The sequence below is a fragment of the Paenibacillus sp. FSL K6-1566 genome, assembly GCF_038050475.1.
Classification (GTDB): Bacteria; Bacillota; Bacilli; order Paenibacillales; family Paenibacillaceae; genus Paenibacillus_AQ; species Paenibacillus_AQ lactis.
Map to the genome: position 1 here is coordinate 3,384,093 of NZ_JBBOSR010000001.1, position 16,061 is coordinate 3,400,153.

Genomic DNA, 16,061 nt, shown 5'->3' on the forward strand with positions numbered 1-16,061 from the left:
AGGAGTGGGTTGAACTATGGGACATCCGACGATTTATCCTACGGGTGCGACGGTATATTTGCCTGAAAAGGCCTGGAGCGGCTATACGATATTTCAGGCAGCTGATGTCGGCGCGCTCCTGATTGACATGAATGGCAGAGAGGTACACCTATGGAAAGGGCTGCGTGGTTTTCCCAACAAGCTGTTTCCAGGAGGATTTGTACTAGGCAGCACTTCCGAGCGGGATCCGAAATATGGCTTCCAGGATGAGAGCAATCTCGTTCAGGTCGATTGGGAAGGCAATATCGTATGGAAATTTGACCGCTATGAATTTATCGAAGATCCGGGTCATTCTCCGCAGTGGATGGCTCGCCAGCATCATGATTATCAGCGGGAAGGCAACCCGGTAGGCTACTATGCGCCGGGGCAGGAACCCAAGACCGACTCGGGCACAACGATCATCCTTGCGCACAAAAATGTCACCCGTTCCGAGATCGCGAGCATCGAGCTGCTTGATGACACGATTATTGAAGTCGATTGGGAAGGGCGAATCTTATGGGAGTGGTCCGTGAGCGATCATTTCTCCGAGCTTGGGTTTGACGAAGATGCGAAGCAGTCTCTGTATCGGGACCCGAACACCCGCGGCTTCGGCGTCCATGCAGGTGACTGGATGCATATCAATTCGGTGTCGGTATTAGGGCCCAACAAGCATTATGATGCGGGAGACCAGCGTTTCCATCCGGATAACATCATCTGGGATGCCAGAGAAAGCAATATCATTGCCATCATCTCCAAACGTACAGGCGAAATCGTCTGGAAGCTGGGCCCGAATTATGATCAGGAGGAAGTGAAGCATATTGGCTGGATCATTGGTCAGCACCATGCTCATCTGATCCCCAAGGGGCTTCCGGGCGAAGGAAACATTCTCATTTTCGACAACGGGGGCTGGGGCGGATATGGAAGTCCTAATCCGGAGTCGCCTGACGGTCTGAAGGTTGCTCGCCGGGATCACTCCCGCGTTCTGGAGATCAATCCCGTTACCTTGGAGATCGAATGGCAGTACACACCGACGGAAGCCGGCTTTCAGGCACCGCTGGACTCCTACCGTTTCTACAGTCCGTACATCAGCTCGGCGCAGCGCCTCCCTAACGGCAACACGCTGATTACGGAAGGCGCGGACGGGCGGATCTTCGAAGTGACACGGGAGCATGAGCTGGTATGGGAGTACATATCGCCGTATAAAAACAACCGGAACTCCAACATGGTCTACCGGGCGTATCGTGTGCCGTACGATTGGGTTCCGCAGCTTGAGAAGCCCATCGAAACGGAGATCCCCAAGATCGATGTCGCCGATTACCGCCTTCCGGGAGCAGCACCGCGGGGGGCCATTACGACCGTTGAAGTTGAAGGGACGATCTCTTACGGAGAGGGAGCCCTCTGCGTGGCCAGAACGGATGAAACGGCCAGAAAGGACCGGGATCGCCATGAACAGAACTAGCCGAAATGGTGGAAAACGAAGTGTCTTGCTCCTTCTGTGCTTATTGAGCATCTCGGGTCTGCTTGGCGGCTGCAGCGGCGTATCAGGTGAGGAGCAGCAGGAAAGCCGGCTAAAACTTAAAATTGCGGATATTTCCACAAATACGACATTCCGCGTTGCGAAATCCAAGGGGATCTTCGAAAAGTACGGAATCGAAGTGGAGCTGGTAAATTTCGCAACGCCTGCCGAAGGCGTGAACTCCCTGTTCATCAAACAGGTGGATGTTGCATTCGGCGCCGACTTTCCGCTTCTGAACGCTGCCGGTAAGGGCGATTACACCATCTTTGCTTCATCCGGTACGGCAACGGATCTCAGCGCAAGCGAATGGAAGCTGTACGTTCGCAAGGAAATCGAAAGCGCAGCCGATCTGAAAGGCAAGAAGCTGAGCTTCTCAAGAGGGACCTTTATTCCTTATTTATGGGATGTGTACTTGGCCGAGAACGGTATTGCTATTTCCGATGTGGAGCTCGTCGGCCAGGGAGGCTTCGATGAGGCTTACGTCGCGTTGAAAAAAGGGGAGATTGACGCAGCATGGGTATACGGTGCTGTTCTGAATGAAAAATTCAGCGCCCTTTCAGAGGCGCGCGAGCTGACCGATATGTCGCAGACGCCGGTGCGGATCGGCACGGGGCTGATCGCGCCGACCGAGCTTCTGAAGAAGAACCGTGAAGGGTTTGTACAGTTCCTCAAGGCGCTTGATGAAGCTTCGGAATACGCGCAGAAACATCCGGAGGAAACGGCGGAAATCATGTACGCGGAAGTAAAGCAGCCGAAGGACGCGACTCTAAAGGATCTTCCGGTCAATCCATGGAGCATCGGATTCTCGGATAAGGCTTACGAGGGGCTGGAAGGACAGAAGGAGTATATGGTGTCCAGCGGCATTATCGAGAGAGACTTTGACCTGAAGGAGAAATTGGATTTGGATATCGTGAGGGAGGCATTTCCCGAACGCGTTATCGATATCAAGAAAGGGGATGGCGATCAATGAGCGCTGCGCCGCAAACGAACGGGATATATATTGAGCAGCTGAACAAAAGCTTCTCGCAGCCGGGAGCAGGGGAACTGCATTACATCATTCAGGATGTTAATTTGACGGTGAAAGGCGGAGAGTTCTTCATACTGCTCGGGCCGAGCGGCTGCGGCAAATCAACGCTGCTCGGGCTCATCGCGGGCTTCGTATCCAAGACGTCAGGCCAGGTGATGGTCGGGGAACGAGAAGTTGAGAGCCCCGGTCAGGACCGCGCTGTCGTATTTCAGCAGGCTGATTCTTCCTTGTTTCCGTGGCTGAACGTCCGGGAGAACGTCGAATTCGGCCTGCGGATGAAACGGATGCCTGCCACGATGCGAAGGGAAATCTCGGATCGGTATATCTCTTTGGTTGGGCTGGCCGGGCACGAGCAAAAATTCCCGAGGGAGCTGTCCGGCGGCATGAAGCAGCGCGTTCAACTGGCCAGAGTGCTCTCGAACGATCCTGCAATTCTGCTTATGGACGAACCGTTCGGGGCGCTTGATGCCATGACGAGACGCACGATGCAAAGGGAATTAGTCAATATCTGGAGAAAAACGAATAAAACCGTTATTTTTGTTACCCATGATATCCAGGAGGCGCTGCTCCTAGGAGAACGGATCGGCATTATGTCCGCAGGACCATCATCCAGGATCACGGATATTTACGACGTCCCTTTGCCTTATCCGCGCGATTTGTCCGAGCCGGAGTTCCACCGGCTTCATAATCGAATCCAAGAGCATTTTGATGACTAGCGATGCGAAGAAAGGAGTTTGGAGAACGATGAGCAATAACATGATCAAAGGCATTCGCCAACTCATCTTCTGGTTTGTCATACTGGCAGCGTGGCAGCTCCTGGCATGGGTCTACGGACCGGAGATTCTGCCGGGGCCAATCGATACGGCAAAAGGCGGGTATGAGCTGCTTCAAGACGGAACGCTGTTAAGCTACATCGGCATCAGCTCCTACAGGGTTCTGCTCGGTTGGACGCTAGGCAGCCTGATCGCGATTCCCGCAGGGCTCATTATCGGCAAGGTGAATGCCGTGCGAGCCATTGCAGAGCCTTTCCTGAATTTCATCCGCTTTATTCCGCCGATTGCCTTCATTACGTTATTTCTGGTCTGGTTCGGGATTGGGGAGACGTCAAAGGTCGCACTTATCTTGTACGCCACTTTTTTTATCGTGGTGCTGAACACGCTGACTGGCGTGTTGTCCGTGGAAGAGGACAAAATCCGTTCCGCCCGGAGCATGGGCGCATCCGAATGGCAAACGGTTCTTCATGTCATCATTCCCGCAACGGTTCCGTATATGTTCACGGGGGTAAGGCTTGCCATGGGGACGTCGTTCATGGCGATTATCGGAGCTGAAATGATTGCATCCAACGAAGGCGTCGGGTATTTGATCTGGAATTCCAGGCTGTTCTTCCGTACGGACTGGATATTCGTAGGCCTCATCTGCCTCGGCTTAATGGGCTTTCTGACGGATCGCGCTGTGGCGCTGCTCGGCAGGAAGCTGTTATCCCGATACGGGGTGGTCAGCACCCAGGCGCTTCGACGTTAAGATTAAATGCATCCCCGTTAAACGCATCCTATTAACAGGATGCGTTTAATTTGTCTGATTCCCAGCATTATTCTCTATAATGAATCACCATGCTGAACTGGTTAGTCGTTTCGCCGGAGTTGTGATAAACATGAGGTTTATCGGCTTTAAAGCGAATCGAATCCCCGCGACGCACCGTGTATTCCTCGGTACTGATCCGAATCGTTAGTTCTCCTTCGAACACCGTAATAAATTCCTCCGTTCCGTCGATGTGAGCCTCCGCGCTTAAATATCCCCCTTGCTCCATCTGAAGCGAGTAGATTTCAAATCTGCGTCCGTCCTCAAACGGAAACAACGGATAGATACGGACCTTTCCATTATCCTCAACCAATGCTTGGACCTCATCGGCAGGTACGACAACGGTATCCGTTGCCGGTTCATGGATCAGGGAGGTGAATGAGATTTTCAGCCCATTGGCGATTTTCCATACGGTAGCAATCGAGGGGCTGGATTCGCCGCGTTCAATTTGGCCGAGCATCGTCTTGCTGATTCCGGTCAAATCAGCCACTTTGTCCAGGCTAAGCTTGCGTTCTTCCCTGAGCCGCTTCAAGTTTTGAGCGAGAATGCTGTTGATATGCTTCATGTTCGAGTGCCTCCTGCTGAACAAATTTTAGATTGTGCGTTATAACGCACGTAATGTATAATTAAACGTACATACGTTATAGTGCACACATCGTAAATTATATCATACAACAAGAGGGGAGGAGGCGGCCATGCTCATACCTTTGCTTATGTTTGCTCTCGTTTCATCCTTTACGCCGGGACCGAACAATATTATCTCGATGACCCAGGCCCAAAAATACGGGTACCGGGCCGTTCTAAAGTTTATCGGTGGGGTTGCAGCGGGATGCTTCGTCATCATGCTGTTGTCCGGTTACTTCAATTTTGCGTTAAATCAATGGATTCCGAGGGTCAAGATCGCTTTGGATTTGTTGGGGAGCTTGTATTTGCTGTATTTAGCCGTCAAAATCATGAGAAGCAAGCCGCAGCAAAACGAAGACCTTGCCAGAGGCATGAATTCCTTCTGGTTCGGATTCTTCTTTCAATTCATCAATCCCAAGGTGATTCTATACGGTTTTACGGCCATTTCGTCCTTCGTAATCCCTGTGGCGGATTCCCGCATTCAATTGATCATGTTTTCATTACTGCTGACGGCCGTTGGGATTAGCGCCAACTTAACTTGGGCATTAAGCGGCAGGCTCCTCCAAAGTTTCCTTGACCGCCATGAGCGAGCATTCAATATTGCGATGGGGTTGCTGCTCATATACAGTGCGGTATCCATTTTCGCGAACTAGCCCAAGGGAGAGGCCAAATATCGTATAATGAAAGCGACGTCAGAACGAATGGGAGGGAGACCATGCGATCGTTCAACCCGCTGCAAGCTCCGATGATCGAGACTTCTCATCCGGACGCTTCCTACAGCTATCGCGAATTTCTGCCAAGTCCTGGACTGAGTCCTTATGTGGCCGCGTATTGGACACTGGATGTGCGGCCATCGGCTCGCCCGCCGCAGCATCGCATTTTGCCCGACGGATGCGTCGACATTATATTTGACCTCCATTCCCACTCCGCCTCCGAATGCGCCTTCGTGGCAGGGGTTATGACTGTACCGGACGCGTTCTCCATAACGGAGGATCACTGCCTGTTCGGCGTCCGCTTCTATTCGGAGACGGTTCGTTTATTCACTCGCTTTCCCGTCTCGGAATTCCGGAATACGCAAGTGTTCTTGCATGAGATTTGGGGTAGGGACGCCTTCGAGTTCAGCGAGAGCATCATGACAGCTGCCGAGACGAGCCAGCGGATCGAACGAATGGAATCTTATTTATGGAACAGGTTAGATCGGGCAGACTTCTCCCTTGACGAGCCGATTTTGCTGCATGGGCTCCGATATGTATACGAAGAGAAGGGGATGCTGAGCGTCAAATCCCTCTCGGAGAAGCTCCATTACAGCGAACGAACGGTACGTCGGGCTTTTCAAAAAGAGCTGGGCATCAGTCCCAAAGAAATGACGGACATCATCCGGTTTCAATATTTGCTGCGGGAGCTGCTTCATGCCCGATCCTTCCGGTTTCCGGATATCGCCGCTAAATACGGCTATTATGACCAGTCGCACTTTATCCACAGCTTCAAACGATTCTACGGCGCTTCGCCTCAGCAGGTGTTCCATGCCCCGTGCAGCCAGGGTTAGTGTACAAGATGTCCGTTTTTTACAATCCTTTACGGGTTATCGGAAGCGAAAATAAATAGTGACAGGAAGTTAAACCTGAAGGCGAAAGCCACACGTTTAGGAGGAATGTATCATGAAACCGCGTATATCTGTACTAACGCTTGGCGTTGATGACCTGGAGCGATCGCTGAAATTTTACCGCGACGGACTCGGCTTGCCGACTGAGGGGATTGTCGGAACCGAGTTTGAGCATGGAGCGGTTGCCTTTTTCGATCTGCAGGCTGGCGTGAAGCTGGCGATTTGGAGTCGCAAGGACTTGGCCGTGGAAGCGAATGTCCCGCATCATGCACCAAGCTCGACGGAAATGACGATCGGCCATAATGTCGGGAGCAAGAAAGAAGTCGATGAGGTCATGGAGCAAGCCGTAAAGGCAGGGGCAACCGTAACTGTCCCCGCTCAAGATACGTTCTGGGGAGGGTACTCGGGTCATTTCCTTGACCCGGACGGGCATCTGTGGGAAATATGCTGGAATCCGGCTTGGGAGCTGGAAGATTAAACGCCGTGGAATGATTGAGAACAGCGTACTGTAATAGGAGATAAACAGGGATAATGTAGGTAATGAAGAATAAGGTAAGCGATCAAGGATAACATAAGTGCAATCGCAGGCCAAGGCCTGCGATTTTTATATTTCAAGGCCAGGTGCTGGGAACGTCTGCAGGAGATCCTTTACTTCTTGAACGATTACGACTTGATAGAACGTCGCTTCGTTGTACAGCTGGCCGATCCGTCGGTATGTCTCGTCAAGGCGAGTCTGGTATTCATGCGCTTCTTTGTCCGGGTTCTCACGCTTGAACTGGTCCATGACCGCTTGAATATAAGCGGGACGGGCGCCCCATCGACCTAGGACCCTTCCATTGTCGTATCCATGAATTGCCGAAATGTTATGCCTTGGCCGATTTTGTCTTTTAGATGGATGAATGAGCTCATGTTATTCTTCCTCCCGACGCGAACGTTGTTGTTGCGGCTGGTCCTACCGATGCTCACGGTCACGACTCGATCATGCAAGGGAGAGACCGATGAAGGCGGATTCGGATCTAGTCGGTAAGCAAGTTCTATAATAAAATAAATCTGACTACTATAAAATGGTCAGTTTTTAATAAATCGTGCAGGTCACCTGTCCATGACATTAAAGAGGCCGGAGATATTATAAATTGCATATCACGCGACATTTCAAACACCAGATTGGGGGCAGCGTTCTTATGATCGATCTTATTCTACCGGAGCAAAGCGAGCAGCCTCTATACCAGCAATTGTATTTCCTCATACGCGACAGCATTCGAAGCGGGGTTATAGCAAACGGACAGCGGCTGCCTTCGGTAAGGTCGCTTCAAAATCAGTTGAATATTAGCAAAACCCCGATTGAAACGGCCTACCAGATGCTGACGGCGGAGGGCTATGTCATCAGCAAGCCCCGTTCCGGCCTGTATGCCGTTAACCCGTACCAACGCGAAGTGGCGCGACCTATAAGCGGGGAGGCTGCTAAACCTGCTGCGGCTGCACCAGTGCTAGGCACGGAATACAGCTTGCCTCCGGTTCAAGTTGATTTTAATCCGACAGCACTAGACCCGGGTGCTTTTCCAGTACGGATCTGGAATAAAATGCTCAAGGAATCGCTGGACCAACATCTGCAAGAAATCGGTCATTACGGTGATCCGCAAGGCGAATACGGTCTTCGTATGGTGGTTTCCGATTATTTGCGGAATTCAAGGGGCGTGCAATCTACGCCGGAGCAAGTCGTCATCGGAGCGGGCACGGCATACAGCATGGGGATTCTCTCCAAATTGCTTAAGGGCATCCAAGCGGTGGCATTCGAAGAGCCCGGCTACAGCCTTGTCCGTGATCAATTCCATTTGAACGGCTTTCAGGTCATACCGATCCCGGTCGGGGACTCCGGCATATCGATCACTGCGTTAAACCGGAGGCAGGTACAGCTGGTGTATGTCACGCCTTCCCATCAATTTCCTACAGGGAGCATTATGCCATACCCCGAGCGGGAACGCCTGCTGCGATGGGCAGAGGACAACCATGCATATATCATCGAGGATGATTATGATGGCGAATTTCGTTACCATGGAAAGCCGATTCCTTCCCTCCAAGGTCTGGACCGGAGCGGAAGGGTGATTTACGCGGGAACTTTCTCCAAGGTGCTGACGCCGACGCTTCGGATGAACTATCTGGTTCTTCCGCCGGATTTGATGAATCGGTTGAAGAAGATGCCGCATACGTTGTTTTTTGCTCCGTCCCGGGTTGAGCAGTGGGCGATGGAGTCTTTTTTCAAGGAGGGGCATTGGTACCGTCATATCCGCAGAACGAGAAGCTTGTATCGGAAGCGGCATCGACACCTAATTGACATCCTTCATACTTATCTTGGCAACCATGTGGAGATCTCCGGCCAGTATTCGGGATTGCATATCCAGCTGACGATTAAGAAGCATGTCACGTCAGAGGAGTTGATTCGCCTTGCGGCGGAACAGGGAGTAAGGGTTTATGATCTGCGAAAGATGTGGATCGGGCAAACGCAGGATGCCGGACAGTACCCGAGACTATATATGGGATTTGCGGGGTTGCGGGAGGAAGAGATGGAGTACGGAATCCAGCTGCTGCGTAATGCCTGGTCGCTTGATTAATGAACCGCCGCGTAACCCCGTGACCTAACCTCCGTGATCAAGAAAATGGCGTAAAATCAGGCTTTGAGGCGCGACGGCAACTGTCTCTTTAAATCTGCCTTTTCTGACCATTTCCTTAAGGTCAGAAGCGATATAGCATATATTACAGATGGCTGATCACAGAGGAGTGGAGATATTGATTACGGATGCGGAAGTCAAATCATATTTAAACCGATTGGGAATTTACGATAGAAAGGCTCCAACACAAGCGTTTTTGTTCGAGCTTCATCAAGCACATGTAGAGCGAATTTCTTGGCAAACCGTCGATATTTTTGCGGGTAAACCGACCGTTATGGACGTGCGGAGTTCCATTCAGCTGATGCTGAGCCGGCGCAGCGGGTACTGCTTTCATCTGAACGGCGCGTTCGGCACGCTGCTTCAGGCTTTGGGTTATAAGGTACGGTGGCATCGGGCGGGAGTACAGCCGATCGGGCAAGAGCCGCGAATTAACGGATTTCATCTAGGGATTACCGTGAGCTTAGCCAATGACGACGGACAAGAAGAGCCATGGATCGTTGATGTCGGATTAGGTGATATGCCTTATGAACCGATACCGTTAAGATATGGGACATATCGTCAAGGACCGTTCTCTTACAGCCTCATGGAGTCCGCTGTGGTACAAGGAGGCTGGCGTCTGACGCATGATCCTGCCAATTCCTATGTTGGGATAGATTATGCTCCTGATGTGGTTGACACCCTGGATGTTTTCACAGCTAACCATAAATTCTACAGCCGATCCCCCGAGTCGCCTTGGCGCGACCTGTTCATTGTAAGGCAGCGGAGCGTGAACAGAATCCATGAGCTCAAAGGCCGGATATTGAAGTCATGGGATGAAGCGGGCATGCATTCCTCAGAAATCGTAAGCAAGGCTCAGTGGAGAGAAGTGCTGGCCGATCTATTCCATGAGGAACTCGTCCATTATTCGGAGCTGGAGCGTGAAGGGATATGGGACAAAATTACCAGACTCCATGAACGTTGGCTAAGGGAGATGGAGGAGCAGAAATATCGTACTGGAAGCATATGAGCCTTCTTCATCGCTGGGCTCGCCCCCAGATGAAATGATTATAACCGTTCTCGAACTTGCGGCCTTTCCGCTGCTGATGTTATGATGATTCCCACCATACGAAGTTCATGGCAAAACTTCGGTAACCATTGCAAGGGAGCGAATCAACATGGCAACGATCGAAGATTTTTTGAAGCTGGATATCCGTGTTGGAACCGTCGTGGACGCCGAGCCTTTCCCGGAAGCCCGCGTTCCGGCGATTAAAATGAAAATTGATTTCGGTCCTCTTGGAATCAAGCGGACTAGCGCGCAAATTACGCGCCGATACGACGCCGGGGAGCTGATCGGCACCCAGGTAACGGCGATTGTGAATTTTCCGCCGAGACGCATTGCAGGCTTTGAATCCGAGGTGCTGGTCTTGGGCGGAGTTCCGGAGAAGGGAGATGTTGTCCTGTTGCGGCCGGAATACAAGCTGCCCGACGGCACCCCAATTGCATGACGATATCGAAGAAAAGGCCCGGGGCTTAGCTGCTCGGAGCCTTTTTTAAATGGTTGAACCGAGTTGTTTCCATAGCTGCCGAATGCCACCCGATATGTTATGCAAGCGTTCTCGATCATCTTCTCCGCGAGATGGGAAACGCTTATTTTGAAACAATTATCAACGAGACGGCCAATAACAGCAGGATGGCGAATTGCCGCCAGGGGCGTTGTTTTATTCGTTCGGTTATCATAAGATGGTAACTGGGAAGGTTTTCTAAATGAACCCATAGGGTTAGGAGGGGGATCCATGAACGCAGGCTTCTATCACCATGACGACGAGGTGTCATCCGGCTGGACCTTTGCACAGTATGCGGTGCTTGTTTTTCTCCGTTTTCTGACGCGACGCAAAGTTGCTCGGATCAACGAGGAATGCGATCGGCTGAGAGAAAAGATCCTGGAGCAGAAGAGGCTCCATGTTAATGATCGGATCTTGCATCATGAATGAACCCCTGGATCTCAAAGACGTGACGATCAGCAGCGACCCTTCCTTGCTGGATACAGCAGCCATCTTAAGATTTCTGCATGACAGCTATTGGGCCAATAAGCGGTCCCGATCTAAAATCCTGGATTCATTGAAGGGCTCGGTTTTATTATAACGAGCGGCAAATCGGCTTTGCCCGTGTGGTCACCGACGGGGCGACCGTGTATTGGTTATGCGACGTCTACGTGGATCCGGCTTACCGGGCTCAAGGCGTAGGCAAAAAGCTAATCGCAACGATTACCGGACATCCGGATTACCGAAATTTATTCGGCATTTTGGCAACAAGGGATGCGCACGGTCTGTACGAGCAGTTCGGCTTCGTGCGGGATCATGGCAAGACGCTGACAAGAACTCCGGATTTTTTGAGAAAATAAGGGCCTTATTCAGGAGGTAAACCATGATTCTATGGATTAACGGAGCTTTCGGCTCCGGGAAGACGCAAGCTGCACACGAGCTTCATCGCAGATTGCCGAATTCGTATGTGTACGATCCGGAAAATGCCGGCTATTTCATTCGGTCAAACCTGCCGCCGGATGCCAAGCGGGATGATTTCCAGCATTACCCGATGTGGCGTGAGTTTAATTACGCCATGTTCAAGCACATGGACCAGGAGTCTAACCGCATCATCATTGCGCCAATGACGGTAACCAATCCGGAATATTTCGATGAAATCGTAGGAAGGCTCCGCCGGGACGGTGTGGATGTTCGGCATTTTACCTTGTGTGCTTCAAGGGAGGTCCTCCTTAAGCGCCTTCGTAGCCGTTATGAAGGAGCGAATTCATGGGCAGCCCAGCAGATTGACCGATGCATCAGCGGATTATCGCAGGAAGTATTCCGGCAGCATATCGATACGGATCGGCTATCCATCGATGAGGTGGTTTCGGTGATTGCCGAACATGCCGGCATTCAGCTGCTACCCGATCGTCGAAGCCGTACGAGAAAACAGCTGGACCGCATGAAAACGAAGCTTTCCCATGTTCGGTTTTTAGGATAACTTAAGCGAAAGATACAAGTATAAAACCAGAAACTAGCGAAGAACCTGACCAGGGGCTTCGTTTTTTTGTTTTATACAGTATTTTCATCATCAAAGGAAAATAAGTTAACCGCTTCTAAATAATTTGCATCCGTTTAAAAAATCGAAAAACAAGGATAACCACAAGGAATTTTGACGTTGATTTTGTTGTGGTTTGCGTAAGAACGGCAAAATCGTATTGACAAATGCCTAATGATGGATTATTTTTTGTACATAGCTATTAAAGTTTACCTAAGGCAAAATAATTGGTACAAGGAATTACATTTGGTTTGATGCAGGATGGAATTGACGGGAGAAGCACATTGTCATGTTCGAACAAGGCAATACGTTGGAGGAGGAGAAATGGAAGATGAAAACCAAATTGTTCAGTAAAACGACGAAAATGCTGGGAGCGGTCATGCTGAGTCTGGTACTCGTGCTATCCGGATGTGCTTCCGGTGAGCCGCAGACGAACCAAGCATCAGGGGATCCTGCAGAGAAAATCCAAATTGTGACGACGATTGGTCAGATTGCAGAGCCGATTACCGTCATCGGCGGTGACCGGGTAGAGGTCCAAAGCCTGATGGGGCCCGGGGTTGATCCGCATTTATACAATGCTACGCAAGGAGACATTCAGAAGCTGCAAGGCAGCGATGTCGTATTTTACAGCGGCCTGCATCTCGAAGGAAATATGACGGAGATCTTTGAGCAGATTGGTAAAAATAAACCGGTGCTGGCCATTGCGGATGCGATCCCGAGGGATCAGCTGCTTGAGGATGAAGGTAAGGCGATTGATCCCCATGTCTGGTTTGACATCGACCTATGGAAGCTGGCGCTGGATTCGGCTGTAGAAGAGCTGAAAGCCTTCTCGCCTGATGATGCCGAATATTTTGAACAAAACAAGCGGGATTATTTCGCCAAGCTGGATGAACTGAAGGCAGAAGCTAAAGACAAGATCCGTCAAATTCCTGAAGCTCAGCGGGTTATCGTTACTGCGCATGATGCGTTCGGATATTTTGGCCGCATGCACGGCATGGAGGTCGTCGGGCTGCAGGGACTTAGTACTGAGGATGAGATCGGTCTTTCGGACATCAACGGGACGATCGATACGCTGCTTGAACACAACATCCCCGCCGTCTTTATTGAAAGCAGCATCAACCCGGCTTCCATCAACGCGGTCATTGAAGGAGCAGCCAAGAAAGGGCTCAACGTGAAGCTAGGCGGAGAGCTTTTCTCTGACGCAATGGGGGAAGCAGGGACGACGGAGGGGACCTACATCGGAATGTATCGCCATAACGTTGAAACCATTTATCATGCATTAACAGGAAGCGGTGAATAAGATGAGTGTGCTGAAAGTTCAAGGCTTGCATGCATCCTATCGTAAAAATAAGGTGCTTCATGATGTTTCGTTCGAGGTGGAGCAAGGTTCGTTAACCAGCATTGTCGGTCCCAACGGGGCCGGCAAATCCACGCTCCTTAAAGTGATGCTGGAGCTTCATCCGAAGCTCTCGGGAGACGTATCGTTCTTCGGATCAACGCTGAGTCAGACCAAGACGAGAGTCGGCTACGTGCCTCAACGCGGATCGGTGGATTGGGATTTTCCAACCAATGCGCTCGACGTTGTCATGATGGGACTCTACGGGCGCGTCGGGTGGTTGAAATGGCCGAACAAGAGCCATAAAGAGAAGGCGATGGCGTCCCTTGCGCAGATGGGCATGGCCGATTTTGCGGATCGGCAGATCAGCCAGCTGTCCGGGGGACAGCAGCAGCGCGTGTTTTTGGCAAGGGCTCTTGTGCAGGACGCCGATCTGTATTTCATGGATGAGCCGCTGGCCGGAGTGGACGCTGCGACGGAACGTGCGATTATGACCACGCTGAAAAATTTGAAAATGTCGGGAAAAACCGTGATGGTTGTCCACCACGATTTGCAGACGGTCGAGGATTACTTCGATCACGTTCTGCTCCTTAACCGTACCGTCGTTGCCCACGGGAAGACGGAGGACGCGTTCACCAAGGACAACGTATACCGGGCCTATGGCGGTTCCCTTCGCTTCATGAAGGAGGCGTAACATGTGTTGAATTCATTGCTGTCTCCAAATACACAATGGGTGCTGCTCAGTACCTTGATTTTGGGCATGGCGGCCGGCATGATCGGCTGTCTTGCGTATTGGAAGAAACAAAGCCTCATGAGTGACGCGCTTTCGCATGCTGCCCTTCCGGGCGTGGTTGTGGCTTTCGCGCTGACCGGTACCAAAAATCTGCTGTTCATGATCATCGGAGCCGCGGTCAGCGCGTTGATCGGCGCTTGGTTAATCGGATGGATCCGCTCCTCCAGCCGGATCAAGGAGGATACGGCGATGGGCATGATCCTGTCCGTATTTTTCGGACTCGGAATCATGCTGCTCACGATCGTCAATCGTACGGCTGGAGGCAACCAGAGCGGACTGGATAATTTTATTTTCGGTCAGGCCGCGTCCATGGTCCGTAAAGACGTCTTTACCATGCTTGCCCTAGCCCTGTTGGTCATCGTGATCGTGACGGTCGCTTTCAAGGAATGGAAGCTGTTTTTGTTCGATCCGGACTTTGCCCGCGGGCTCGGACTAAGCAGCCGATGGATGAACGCGATCTACATGGCGGTCCTCGTCCTCGTGATCGTAATCGGCATTCAGGCCGTAGGTGTCATCCTGATGGCGGCAATGCTGATCATACCGGCTGTTAGCGCAAGGTACTGGACGCAATCGTTCAGAACGATGGTGATCCTGTCCGCGATTTTCGGCGGTGGCTCCGGTCTGATCGGAACCTTGATCAGCACGCTCGGCAAAGGCTGGCCGACGGGCCCGTTTATCGTGATAGCCTCCTCGGTATTATTCACCGTGTCGCTCGTGTTCGGCTCGGAGAAAGGGCTGCTGATTCAGGCACTCCAGCTGCGATCCGAGAAGAAGAAGCAGGTGGAGGATCCAAGCTCAAGCTGGACCAAGGTTCCGGCCATCAGGGAGGGGGAGTAAACGATGACATATACGGGCTGGATATTGCTTACTGCTTCGTTGGTCGGTTTGTCCTGCGGCATTGTCGGGGTGTTTCTCATATTGCGAAGAATGGCCATGATGGCCGATGCCATTAGTCATACCGTGCTGCTCGGTATTGTAACCGCCTTTCTGATTACGCGGGAATTAAACGGACCTCATATGCTGATCGGGGCGATCATTACCGGCCTTCTAACGGCCCTCCTCGTACAGTGGTTTCATTCCCGGGGGGTTCAGCAGGATGCCTCGATCGGAGTGGTGTTTACGACATTGTTTGCCATCGGCGTCATTCTGATTGCTACCCAGGTCGGCAATGCCCACTTGGACACCAAGCACGCGCTGATGGGCGAGATTGCGTTCGTGCCCTGGGAGGTCATGAATGTACCGCTTCTTGGCGAAGTGCCTAAGGCAACCTTCATGCTGGCTGCCGTGCTGCTGGTCGTGCTGGTGGTCATCCTGGCCTTCTACAAGGAATGGAAAATCACCTCCTTCGACCCGGCCTTAGCCGCCAGCATCGGCATACCGGTTGTGCTCTTGCATTATGTGTTTATGTCGATGGTGTCGATCACAACCGTTGCCTCGTTTGATGCCGTCGGGGCGATTATGGTCGTCGCCATGCTCATTACTCCTGCTGCAGCGGCATATCTATGGACAGATAAGCTGTCCATTATGCTGGTGCTCAGCGGCGCCTTCGGTGTGATTTCTGCCTTCGCGGGCTATTACGTCGCCGTATGGCTGGACACGTCCATTTCGGGATCGATGGCTTTCGCGACCGGGATCGTCTTTCTTGTAAGCTTCCTGCTGTCGCCGAAGCATGGCGTGCTGTCCCGGTATTTATATCGTTATGAACGGCCCGATCAAGAGGAACAACAAATCGATGCCGTTTCGTGAGCATCCTTGGCACATTAGATCATCGCAGACCCCATCCTTGGAAGCTGAGCAGTTAGGAGGGGGAGGGCTGACCATTAAATATAAATAATCAAGCACC

At 51.6% G+C, this 16,061-nt stretch carries 19 protein-coding genes; 18 read left to right on the forward strand and 1 reads right to left on the reverse strand.

Annotated elements, in window-relative coordinates:
- Positions 1 to 16: 16 nt before the first annotated feature.
- The 4 genes from NST08_RS14855 to NST08_RS14870 are packed head-to-tail and all read left to right on the forward strand — an operon-like array spanning position 17 to position 4,082.
- On the forward strand, positions 17 to 1,477 hold the full coding sequence (locus tag NST08_RS14855; protein WP_007128287.1) for an aryl-sulfate sulfotransferase: 1,461 nt from the start codon (positions 17 to 19) through the stop codon (positions 1,475 to 1,477).
- Positions 1,464 to 2,504: an ABC transporter substrate-binding protein gene (locus NST08_RS14860; protein ID WP_007128286.1), complete on the forward strand. Its 1,041-nt coding sequence runs from the start codon at positions 1,464 to 1,466 to the stop codon at positions 2,502 to 2,504. Before NST08_RS14855 ends, NST08_RS14860 begins: the two co-directional genes overlap by 14 nt.
- The gene (locus tag NST08_RS14865) at positions 2,501 to 3,277 is read left to right on the forward strand and encodes an ABC transporter ATP-binding protein (RefSeq protein WP_007128285.1); all 777 of its coding nucleotides are present in this window, start codon (positions 2,501 to 2,503) and stop codon (positions 3,275 to 3,277) included. The genes NST08_RS14860 and NST08_RS14865 overlap by 4 nt, the downstream gene beginning before the upstream one ends.
- Before the next feature lie 28 nt (positions 3,278 to 3,305).
- On the forward strand, positions 3,306 to 4,082 hold the full coding sequence (locus NST08_RS14870) for an ABC transporter permease (RefSeq protein WP_007128284.1): 777 nt from the start codon (positions 3,306 to 3,308) through the stop codon (positions 4,080 to 4,082).
- A 67-nt stretch (positions 4,083 to 4,149) separates the two neighbouring features.
- Here NST08_RS14870 and NST08_RS14875 read toward each other — a convergent pair whose 3' ends face one another.
- Positions 4,150 to 4,704 (reverse strand): helix-turn-helix domain-containing protein, encoded by a 555-nt coding sequence (locus NST08_RS14875; protein WP_007128283.1) that lies wholly within the window; start codon positions 4,702 to 4,704, stop codon positions 4,150 to 4,152.
- A gap of 130 nt (positions 4,705 to 4,834) precedes the next feature.
- Between NST08_RS14875 and NST08_RS14880 the strand changes: the two genes are divergently transcribed.
- From NST08_RS14880 to NST08_RS14945, 14 genes are all read left to right on the forward strand, one after another.
- Positions 4,835 to 5,416, forward strand: a complete 582-nt coding sequence (locus NST08_RS14880; RefSeq protein WP_007128282.1) for a LysE family transporter — start codon at positions 4,835 to 4,837, stop codon at positions 5,414 to 5,416.
- A gap of 62 nt (positions 5,417 to 5,478) precedes the next feature.
- Complete coding sequence (locus NST08_RS14885) at positions 5,479 to 6,309, forward strand: helix-turn-helix transcriptional regulator (RefSeq protein ID WP_007128281.1); 831 nt, start codon at positions 5,479 to 5,481, stop codon at positions 6,307 to 6,309.
- Between the two features lie 112 nt (positions 6,310 to 6,421).
- Positions 6,422 to 6,844 carry a VOC family protein gene (locus NST08_RS14890; protein WP_007128280.1) on the forward strand — a complete coding sequence of 141 codons (423 nt, stop codon included), beginning with the start codon at positions 6,422 to 6,424 and terminating at the stop codon, positions 6,842 to 6,844.
- Between the two features lie 177 nt (positions 6,845 to 7,021).
- Entirely contained in the window at positions 7,022 to 7,192 is a 171-nt protein-coding gene (locus NST08_RS14895) for a hypothetical protein (RefSeq protein WP_208604277.1), read from the forward strand.
- Positions 7,193 to 7,547: 355 nt separating this feature from the next.
- The gene (gene pdxR, locus NST08_RS14900; protein WP_007128279.1) at positions 7,548 to 8,975 is read left to right on the forward strand and encodes a MocR-like pyridoxine biosynthesis transcription factor PdxR; all 1,428 of its coding nucleotides are present in this window, start codon (positions 7,548 to 7,550) and stop codon (positions 8,973 to 8,975) included.
- Positions 8,976 to 9,150: 175 nt separating this feature from the next.
- Positions 9,151 to 10,038 carry an arylamine N-acetyltransferase family protein gene (locus NST08_RS14905; RefSeq protein WP_007128278.1) on the forward strand — a complete coding sequence of 296 codons (888 nt, stop codon included), beginning with the start codon at positions 9,151 to 9,153 and terminating at the stop codon, positions 10,036 to 10,038.
- 148 nt (positions 10,039 to 10,186) lie between these two features.
- Entirely contained in the window at positions 10,187 to 10,516 is a 330-nt protein-coding gene (gene csaA / locus NST08_RS14910; RefSeq protein ID WP_007128277.1) for a chaperone CsaA, read from the forward strand.
- Between the two features lie 288 nt (positions 10,517 to 10,804).
- Positions 10,805 to 11,002 carry a hypothetical protein gene (locus NST08_RS14915; protein ID WP_007128276.1) on the forward strand — a complete coding sequence of 66 codons (198 nt, stop codon included), beginning with the start codon at positions 10,805 to 10,807 and terminating at the stop codon, positions 11,000 to 11,002.
- Between the two features lie 197 nt (positions 11,003 to 11,199).
- Positions 11,200 to 11,412, forward strand: coding sequence for a GNAT family N-acetyltransferase (locus NST08_RS14920; RefSeq protein ID WP_312889613.1), 213 nt, complete (start codon positions 11,200 to 11,202; stop codon positions 11,410 to 11,412).
- Positions 11,413 to 11,435: 23 nt separating this feature from the next.
- Positions 11,436 to 12,032: an AAA family ATPase gene (locus NST08_RS14925; protein WP_007128273.1), complete on the forward strand. Its 597-nt coding sequence runs from the start codon at positions 11,436 to 11,438 to the stop codon at positions 12,030 to 12,032.
- Positions 12,033 to 12,420: 388 nt separating this feature from the next.
- Positions 12,421 to 13,389, forward strand: a complete 969-nt coding sequence (locus NST08_RS14930; RefSeq protein ID WP_040738227.1) for a metal ABC transporter solute-binding protein, Zn/Mn family — start codon at positions 12,421 to 12,423, stop codon at positions 13,387 to 13,389.
- Between the two features lies 1 nt (position 13,390).
- Positions 13,391 to 14,119, forward strand: coding sequence for a metal ABC transporter ATP-binding protein (locus NST08_RS14935; RefSeq protein ID WP_007128271.1), 729 nt, complete (start codon positions 13,391 to 13,393; stop codon positions 14,117 to 14,119).
- 3 nt (positions 14,120 to 14,122) lie between these two features.
- Positions 14,123 to 15,055, forward strand: a complete 933-nt coding sequence (locus NST08_RS14940) for a metal ABC transporter permease (protein ID WP_007128270.1) — start codon at positions 14,123 to 14,125, stop codon at positions 15,053 to 15,055.
- A gap of 3 nt (positions 15,056 to 15,058) precedes the next feature.
- A complete protein-coding gene (locus NST08_RS14945; protein ID WP_007128269.1) occupies positions 15,059 to 15,964 on the forward strand; it encodes a metal ABC transporter permease in 906 nt (301 codons plus the stop codon).
- Positions 15,965 to 16,061: the final 97 nt, after the last annotated feature.